The organism is Hydrogenophaga sp. Root209 (assembly GCF_001428625.1).
Lineage (GTDB): Bacteria > Pseudomonadota > Gammaproteobacteria > Burkholderiales > Burkholderiaceae_C > Hydrogenophaga.
Genome location: NZ_LMIE01000032.1, coordinates 339,097 through 347,619, shown reverse-complemented (window position 1 = coordinate 347,619; position 8,523 = coordinate 339,097). Strand labels below are relative to the sequence as shown.

6 protein-coding genes are annotated in these 8,523 nt (G+C 64.7%); 4 read left to right on the top strand and 2 right to left on the bottom strand.

Going from position 1 to position 8,523, the window contains the following annotated elements:
• Positions 1-75 precede the first annotated feature (75 nt).
• A complete protein-coding gene (locus ASE11_RS22855) occupies positions 76-585 on the bottom strand; it encodes a hypothetical protein (protein ID WP_056277281.1) in 510 nt (169 codons plus the stop codon).
• 357 nt (positions 586-942) lie between these two features.
• On the opposite strand from ASE11_RS22855, the gene ASE11_RS22850 reads away from it, so the two are divergent.
• From ASE11_RS22850 to ASE11_RS26810, 4 genes are all read left to right on the top strand, one after another.
• Positions 943-1,176: a hypothetical protein gene (locus ASE11_RS22850; protein WP_056277278.1), complete on the top strand. Its 234-nt coding sequence runs from the start codon at positions 943-945 to the stop codon at positions 1,174-1,176.
• 290 nt (positions 1,177-1,466) lie between these two features.
• A complete protein-coding gene (locus ASE11_RS22845; RefSeq protein ID WP_056277381.1) occupies positions 1,467-4,622 on the top strand; it encodes an ExeM/NucH family extracellular endonuclease in 3,156 nt (1,051 codons plus the stop codon).
• Positions 4,623-4,675: 53 nt separating this feature from the next.
• Positions 4,676-7,009 (top strand): 5'-nucleotidase C-terminal domain-containing protein, encoded by a 2,334-nt coding sequence (locus ASE11_RS26930; RefSeq protein ID WP_082585968.1) that lies wholly within the window; start codon positions 4,676-4,678, stop codon positions 7,007-7,009.
• Positions 7,010-7,044: 35 nt separating this feature from the next.
• Complete coding sequence (locus tag ASE11_RS26810) at positions 7,045-7,812, top strand: PEP-CTERM sorting domain-containing protein (RefSeq protein ID WP_056277276.1); 768 nt, start codon at positions 7,045-7,047, stop codon at positions 7,810-7,812.
• 25 nt (positions 7,813-7,837) lie between these two features.
• On the opposite strand, the gene ASE11_RS22830 is transcribed toward ASE11_RS26810, so the two are convergent.
• Entirely contained in the window at positions 7,838-8,500 is a 663-nt protein-coding gene (locus tag ASE11_RS22830) for a PEP-CTERM sorting domain-containing protein (RefSeq protein ID WP_156406459.1), read from the bottom strand.
• Positions 8,501-8,523: the final 23 nt, after the last annotated feature.

Here is an 8,523-nt window from a genome sequence, read left to right as displayed (position 1 = left end):
GGCGCGTTCGCGGACCTCAGGTGAAAAGTGGTTCGACTTCTTCATGGCTCAATCCTCTCAGAGAAAAGAGCCTCCTCAAAATACGGGGCGGTTCAGTTCTGAGACTAAAGGACGGCTGTTACAGCGGTGAGTGGATCCCTTGACCACCTGGTGCGTGGCAAGTTGGGAGTTACCCGCCAGATAGCCGCCGGTACCGCTCCAGTTCGGCCCATGGCGCTTTGAACAACGCGCACCCCCCCTTCGCCGTCGCGCGTCGTCGGTCTCGGTTTCCTTACGCGGAATCGGCGCAGCCGGCGGAGGCGTCTGGTCGGCAAACTGCTGCTGCAGCCGAGCGTCCACTTTGAAAAACTTCGCCTTGATGATGGGCGCGACGACGTCAGCGACGGTGGCGTCTGGCTTCACGCATGCCGCGCCAAACGCCACGACGGCATCATGCATTTCTTCGGTCCGCGTAATCCGCTGATCGGCGTCGGCCGGCAACTGTTCAAGGCAGCCGGCGCGTCGCAGCACTTTGGTGGCTACGAAGTCGTTGACGGACCCATCGGCGGCAGCACAGGCCGCGAGCTTCGCAAGATCCTGCAGCACCAGCCGAGCGGCCGGAGGTCCAGTGTTCTCGCCCCCTGCCCAATGGTGCCGCGGCGTTCGGGTCGATCAGCGCCATCGCCTCGTAGACATTCAAGAAGTCGCCGCGGGCCGCAACCAGCTTGTGCTCCAGCGCGAGCGACTGGAAGCCGCCAAGTGTTGCCGAGGCCAACCATGCCAGATCTCGATACCCGTTCGGCCTATGCGAGTGTCGATCGATGTCAAGCCGCTGCAATCCTGGTTGTTCAGACTGCCGGATGTATGGACGGTCTCGCGAAATCGTGTGCAGCGACAGGGCGAGTGCATCACATTGAATCGCCGCATTCACCCGGCCCCAAGCGCCACCCCACAGGACCCGGAATGGACTCTTTCAAAAATCGGCTTGCGCATCTGGAGATGTTGCATCCCACCGCCGATGACGCCTACATGGGCATCCTCGATGTCCACCCGGGCCAGCGGCCGCTGGACGCCTTGCTGGGGGTTGAGCCCGGCATCTGGCTGCTCGCATCGCCCGCACTGGATGGCGGTTTGCTGGGGCGCGTCACGCACAACGGTCGGCGCGAAATCATGTTCTCCGATCGATCTCCCCAATAGCGGACAGCCCCACTCTCCGGTTGGGCGAGCCAGCCTCCTGCCGCTCCCTATTTCTGTTTCATCGCGTCTGGTTGCTAGACCGGGTCCAGCCGTGGCCGTCGCATCGGCTCCATCCGCGGCACGCCACATCCGGGAAGTGAAGAAAGTTCAACCGGGCAGGAACTCGTGATCCGTTCGGACCAGTAAAGCAGGGGTGGGAGATCGCAATCTCGTGATCGACGCTCTGCATGATCCAACGCACATCGGCGTTGCATTGCTCGCCTCCGAATTCTCCCAACGAAACAATGCTCATGACCACTTTGCGCACGACCACCCCCCGCCTGTCGCTGGCTCCCCAGCGTCTTTCTGCCTGCCTGGTGGCCTTGGGCGTGTTGTCGGCATTTCCTGCCTGGGCGGACTCGGTTCCCCAAGCCCTTCCGTTCTCCCAGGACTGGAGCAACGCCGGTCTCATTTCGGTGAGCGACAACTGGACTGGCGTTGCAGGCATCGTTGGATACCGCGGAGATGGCCTGGCAGGCGGCACGGGCGTCGACCCCCAGACGGTTGTCGGGGTCGGCACCCCCGTGGTCGATGTCAACGCCAATCAGAGCAATCCCAACACCTTCACCACCGGCGGTGTGACGGAGTTCGCCATCGCCAAGCCGACGCTGGCGCTCGCAGGCTCGGGCACGGCCAAGGCCCCTCACATCGTCATCCACCTCAACACGAGCGGACAGCAGGCCGTGCAGGTGAGCTACGCGCTGCGCGATGTGGACGGCGCCGCCGACAACGCGATCCAGCCCGTTGCGCTGCAATACCGGGTTGGCAACAGTGGCAACTTCATCAACCTGCCGGCCGGCTTCGTGGCCGATGCCAGCCAGGGCCCCAGCCTGACGGGTGCGATCTTCCCTGTGTCGGTGGTCCTGCCGGCCGCTGCCGACAACCAGTCCGAAGTGCAGGTTCGCATCATCACAACCGATGCGGCGGGCTCTGACGAATGGATCGGCATCGACGACATCGCCATCACGGGCTCGCCGCTGGGCGGCGGCGTCAATCTGCCGATCTCCGCCACTTGTCCGGCCCCTGCGGTGTTCGACTCGGGTGTGGGTGGTGTGGTCAACCTGAGCGCCACCGACGCCGACAGCGTGGTCAATGGCGCCAGCCTGACCAGCACCGCGGTGGCCGGTGTCTCCCTGGGTCCGGTGAGCTCGGCCACCAGCGATGGCGGCGAGGCGACAACGTCGGTGCAGGTCGATGGCAGCGTGCCCGTGGGCACCTATCCGGTGCAGATCACGTTCACCAACAACGAGCTGCAATCGGTCGCCTGTGACTTCACCGTCACGGTCAATGGTGTCGTGAGCATCCCCCAGATTCAGGGCAGCGGCGACATCAGTCCGCGTGTGGGGCAGACCGTCGCGACGCAGGGCGTGGTCACCAAGCTGCTCAACAACGGCTTCTACATGCAGGACCCGCTGGGCGACGGCGATGCCGCCACCTCCGATGGCATCTTCGTTTTCACCAGTGTCGCGCCCACGGTGGCGGTGGGCCAGGATGTGCGCGTGAGCGGCACGGTGGGTGAATTTGCACCCACCGGCGTCAATGCGGCTTACAAGCCCGTGACGCAACTCACCTCGCCCGTGATCAGCGTGGTCTCCAGCGGCAACAGCATCTCTCCCACCGTCATCACGCTGCCCGAGGTGGTCGAAGGTGAACTCGAACGCTACGAGGGCATGCTGCTCTACATCCAGACGCCCCTGACTGCGGCGCAGAACTTCTTCCAGGGCCGATACGGGCAGGTGACCCTGGGCGCCGACGGTCGCCTCATCAAGCCCACGAACGCGCACCCGGCCGGCTCGGTCGAAGCGATCGCGCTGGCCGACGAGAACGCACGCCGTCGCATCATCCTGGACGACGGCACCAGCCTCCAGAACCCCAATCCCACGCCCTATATCGGTGCCGACAACACACTGCGCGCCGGCGACACCTTGCCGGGCGGCATCACCGGTGTCATCGACTACGGACTGGCGACCAACAACACCGACGGCCTGAGCGATTACAAGATCCACCCGACCGAGACCGTCGTGTTCACCCGCGCCAATCCGCGCCTGGCCACGCCACCCGCGGTGGGCGGCAATGTGCGTGTGGGCAGCTTCAACGTGTTGAACTACTTCACGACCATCGACCAGTCCGGTGCCAGCTGCTACCCCACCGGCACCCGATCCGACTGCCGCGGTGCCGACAGCGCTGCCGAGTTCCAGCGCCAGCGCAACAAGATCATTCCCGCCATCCTCGGCCTCAACGCCGATGTGGTGGGCCTGATGGAAATCGAGAACAACGGCAACACGGCCGCGCAGGACCTGGTCAACGGCTTGAACGCCGTGGCCGGCGCCGGCGCCTACGCCACCGTCGCCATGCCTGTGGGCGGTGCCGGCACCGACGCGATCCGCGTGGCCATGATCTACAAGCCCGGCCGTCTGAGTCTGGTGGGCCAGGCCCGCAGCGACACCGACCCGGTGCACAACCGTCCGCCGCTGGCGCAGACTTTTGCCGCAGCCAACGGCGAACGGTTCTCCGTCGTGGTCAACCACTTCAAGTCCAAGGGTTGCGCAGCCGGTTCGGACGCTGCCGATCTGGACGTGGGCGATGGCCAGGGGTGTTTCAACGCCACCCGCTTGGATCAGGCCCGTGCCCTGGGCACCTTCGTCGAAACCTTGAAGGCGATCGACGCCGATGTGGTGGTGGTGGGTGACCTCAACGCCTACGGCAAGGAAGACCCGATCCTCGAACTGGCGGCCCAAGGCCTGGTGGACGAAATTGCCCGGCGCGGCGCCGACAGCTACTCGTATGTGTTCGACGGTGAGGTGGGTTACCTCGACCATGGTCTGACCACCGCCAGCCTGAGCCCCCTGGTCACGGGCGCGGTGCACTGGCACATCAATGCGGACGAGCCGTCGATCATTGACTACAACCTCGAGTTCAAGCAGCCAGCCTGCGCCACCTGCGGCCCCGACTACTACACGGCCACGGTGTACCGCTCCTCCGATCACGACGCCGTCCTGCTGGGCCTGTCGCTGGTCAAGTCCTTGCAGGGAACAACGGGTCGCGACACGCTGGTGGGTACACCCGGCGATGACCGCATCACCGGTGGCGCTGGCGCCGACGTGATCACCGGCAACGCCGGAGCCGACACCTTCATCTACACCAGCATCCGCGATGCCGCCGACCGCATCACCGACTTTGCGCCGGCCACCGATCGCATCGACATCAGCGCACTGCTGCAGGGCATTGGCTACATCGGCAGCAACGCCATCGCCGACGGCATCGTGCGGCTGGTCGACAGCGCCGCCGGGCTGGTCGTGCAGATCGATACCGATGGCAACGCCGGTCCTGCCGTGAGCCGGCCATTGCTCACGCTCAGCAACGTATCGGCCGCCCAGATCGTGCCGACACGCGACCTCGGCCTGTGACCCGACCGCACCCATTCCAACTCACCTGAACACCAACCCGGAGCCTCCTACTCATGAAAACAACCCGCAGCCCCTTGCGCCGCAGCGCCTGCACCCTCGCGGTCTCGCTCGCCCTGGCCAGCGGCTTCAACGCCGCCTGGGCCGAAACCCTGACCGTGCTGCACATCGGTGACCAGGAGTCGTGGTTGTTGTCGGCTCAGGGCAACCTGCGCAACGACGCCGCGCAGGCGATCTCGTTCTATGGCGGCATCGACCGCCTGGCCAGTGTGGTTGCAGCCCGCAAGGCCGCTGCCGCCACCGCGGGCAGCACTGTGATCACGCTCAACGCCGGCGACTCGTTCCTGCCCGGCCCGCGCCTGACCGCCAGCTTCACCAACCTCGCCACGGCAGCGGCCGACGGTGGCCAGGACTTCTACGACGCCATCGCCAACCGCGCCATCGGCATCGATGCAACCACCTTCGGCAACCATGAGTTCGACCTCGACAGCACCGGCCCGGTGGCAGCGCGCTTCGCCGAGGTCTCGGGCACCACCTACCTGTCGGTGAATCTTGACTTCAGCGTCACCCCTGCGCTGGCCAATCTGGCCGCCCAGCAAAAGGTGCGCGCCTCCAAGATCCTCACCACCGCGGCGGGCAAGAAGGTTGGCGTGATCGGCGTGACCACGCCCCTGCTGCCCAGCATTTCATCCCCACCGGTCGGCATCATGAAAAACTGGAGCTCCAGCAACAGCGAGTTGCAGAACATCCAGGCGCTGTTGCCGCTGGTGCAGGCCGAGATCGACGATCTGAGGAACAACCAGGGGGTGACCGCCATCATCGTGATGAGCCACCTGCAGAATTCCGCCAACGAACTCGATGTGATGATCCCTGCCCTGAGCGGCGTGGACATGGTCATTTCGGGCGGTGGACACGAACTGATGGTCGACACGGATGACCTGCTGATCAACGGCGGCGTGGCGCCGTCCTACAGCACCCATCCCACCTACCGCAACGACGCCACCGGCAAACCCGTGCCCATGGTCACCGGTCACTTCGGCAACCGCTACGTGGGTGAAGTCCAGCTCGACATCGATGACACCACCGGCGCGGTGGCCGCCGTGCTTGCCACCCGCATGATCCGCGTCTCCGGTGCTGCCGCCGATCCCGACCGCGTCAGCGGCGACCCCGCCCTGCAGGCTTCGGTGATCACGCCGGTCTCCAGCTTCATTGCGGCCCTCAACGCCGAGATCATCGGCACGACCGCCACCAAGCTCAACGGTCCCACCCACGTGGCCTGCACGCCGCTGCCATGCGAATACACCGAAGGCGTGCGCAACGCCGACACCGGCCTGGGCAACCTCGTGGCCGACGCGATGCGCTTTGCCGGTGGCGCCGAAGTGGCCATCCAGAACGGCGGCGGGATCCGCACCAGCATTGCCGGCCCGGGCAACGTCACCACCGGTGACACCTTCAACGTGCTGCCCTTCACCAACCTGGTGAAGACCGCACCGGCCATGAATGCGGCACAGCTCAAGGATCTGATGGAGCACTCCGTGGCCGCGTCCACGCCCGGTGGCTCGGCACAAGGCCGCTTCGCCCAGATCTCCGGCATGCAGGTGACGTACGACACCACCCGCACGGCCCGCTCCACGCTGGGCACGGGCGAGCGCATCCGGAACATCAAGCTCAACGACGGCACCTTGCTGGTCGACAACGGTGTGGTCGTGTCGCCGCGTGTCTTCTCCTTCGCAACCATCGACTTCACCGCCAACGGTGGCGACGGTTACCCCTTCGCGGCCAACAACGTGGTGTTCAACAACACGGTCAACACCATCACCTACCAGGAAGCACTGGCGAACTTCATCAAGGCGCCAAAAGCAGCAGGTGGCCTGCAGCGCGTGAGCCCGGCCGATGGCGACGAAATCACCGTGAACATGTACGGCGAAGAAAACGCGTTCGACTCATATGGTCGCTTGATCGATGCTGCCGTCGCCAGGGCCACCCCCGGCGTCACGCGCGCCGGTACCACCAGCCGCGACACGTTGGTGGGCACCGCAGGGGACGACATCATCATCGGCGGCGCCGGTGCCGACATGCTCACGGGTGGGGCTGGCGGTGACGTCTTCCGCTTCACCAGCACCCGCGATGCCGGCGACACCATCACCGACTTCACGCCTTATGCCGACAAGCTCGACCTCACTCCGCTGCTGGGCAGCCTGGGCGTGGCCGGCAACGGTGTGGCCAGCGGCCATGTGACGTTCTTCGACGTGATCGGTGGCGTGCAGTTGTCCCTTGACACCGACGGCTCCACCGGCCCCGCCGTGGCGCGTCCTTTCGTCCTGCTCAAAGGTCTGACCGCTGCGCAGATGGCGCCTGGTCGTGATCTGGTGGCCCCTGTCGTTCCCTGAATCCTTGATCCTTCCTCATTCAACAAAGGCCTCCCATGAAATCGATCCCTCGCAGCCTGGCTGCCACCGCCGTGTTTGCACTGGCCAGCGCTTCGGCCATGGCCCAAAGCACCACATTTCAGAACGGCAGCTTCGAATCCGGCCTGACCAACTGGTCGACCGATGGTGATGTGCTCGTCACCACCAGCGGCCGCAAGATCGGCATCCTGTCCACCGCCTCGCTCGACTATGAGGACGACGCTCCCCTGGGCGCCGGCTTCAACAACAATTCGGGCACCGCAGCGGTTGATTTCTCTTTCAACAACAACCTGGCCGGTGTGGCCGTGGGCTCACTGGACATCGGTGGCTTCGCATACGAAGGTTCGGCCCTGCGCCAGAGTTTCATGGCCACCGCCGGACAGCAGATCACCGTCAAGTTCGACTGGGCTTTCCTGTCGTCCGACACGGCCAATGCCGACTTCGGCTTCATTGCCATCAACGACACCGTGGTCAGCTTCGTGAACACCGCCAGCAGCCCTCTGGTCAGCAGCTTCACCGGGAATTTCGGTGACTTCGGCGCGGCCAGCTGGGTGTTCACCGAGAACAGCTACACCTACACCGCTGCCAGCGACGGCGCGGTGTCGCTCGTCATTGGCGTCGCCGACATTGGTGATTACCTGGGCACCAGCGAGCTGCGCATCGACAACGTGAGCGTGAGTGCCGTGCCCGAACCCGAGACCTATGCACTGATGCTGGCCGGCCTCGGACTGATGGGGGGTTACATCCGCCGCCGCCAGAAAAAGGGCGGCGTGACGGCGGTCTGAACAGACCGGCCGCCCGCATCACATCTCAAACAGCCAACGTGCCCATGCGCTTCAAACGACGCCGCGCACCTGCTGCGACCAGGCACAGGCCGGCCAGCAGCATGCCCAGCATCTCGGGTTCTGGCACCGCCGAAATCGACACACGGATCACCATGTCGTCGAAGTCGATGTCGCCCGAGTACATGTCGTTGAACAGGATGAGCGCGCTCTGGCCGTCGTGGGACATCACCAGGCCCGTGCGCGAGCTGCCATTGGCGAACAGCGTGCCGCTTCCGTTGGACAGGAAACCGAAGTCCAGCGGGGAAGCCGTGACATGGCTGAAGCTCATCGATGTGCCGAGCTGGGACGTCGAGCCGCTTCGGTTGATCAGTTGTTCAGTTCCTGACACGAAAGCGTTGTTGAAGCCGGCTTCAAACCCCATCAGCGTGTATGTGACGTTGGCGGGCTGCGTCAGCAGCAGGGAAGCGCCCATGAGCATCGAGCTCAGGTCGAAGCTGCTGGCGCTTCGGCTGGCAAACGACGATGCGTCGTCGAACCACTTGGGATTGAATGACACAGCCGAACTGAGCAGATCGGTGGAGGTGCCACCGAGGGCGGACAGAGGAGTGGCCGCAGAGGCGGCGCCAGCCGTGAGGATCAGGCCGGTGGCCAGGCACAGTGTCCGGCAGAGGGTTTTCAAACGGAACATGGTGATCACCTTTCATCGCCCCG

Excerpts from the sequence above, each read along its gene's own strand:
- ASE11_RS22845 (WP_056277381.1), top strand. The coding sequence starts at position 1,467 with ATGACCACTTTGCGCACGACCACCCCCCGCCTGTCGCTGGCTCCCCAG.
- ASE11_RS26810 (WP_056277276.1), top strand. The coding sequence starts at position 7,045 with ATGAAATCGATCCCTCGCAGCCTGGCTGCCACCGCCGTGTTTGCACTG.
- ASE11_RS22830 (WP_156406459.1), bottom strand. The coding sequence starts at position 8,500 with ATGTTCCGTTTGAAAACCCTCTGCCGGACACTGTGCCTGGCCACCGGC.
- ASE11_RS26930 (WP_082585968.1), top strand. The coding sequence starts at position 4,676 with ATGAAAACAACCCGCAGCCCCTTGCGCCGCAGCGCCTGCACCCTCGCG.
- ASE11_RS22850 (WP_056277278.1), top strand. The coding sequence starts at position 943 with ATGGACTCTTTCAAAAATCGGCTTGCGCATCTGGAGATGTTGCATCCC.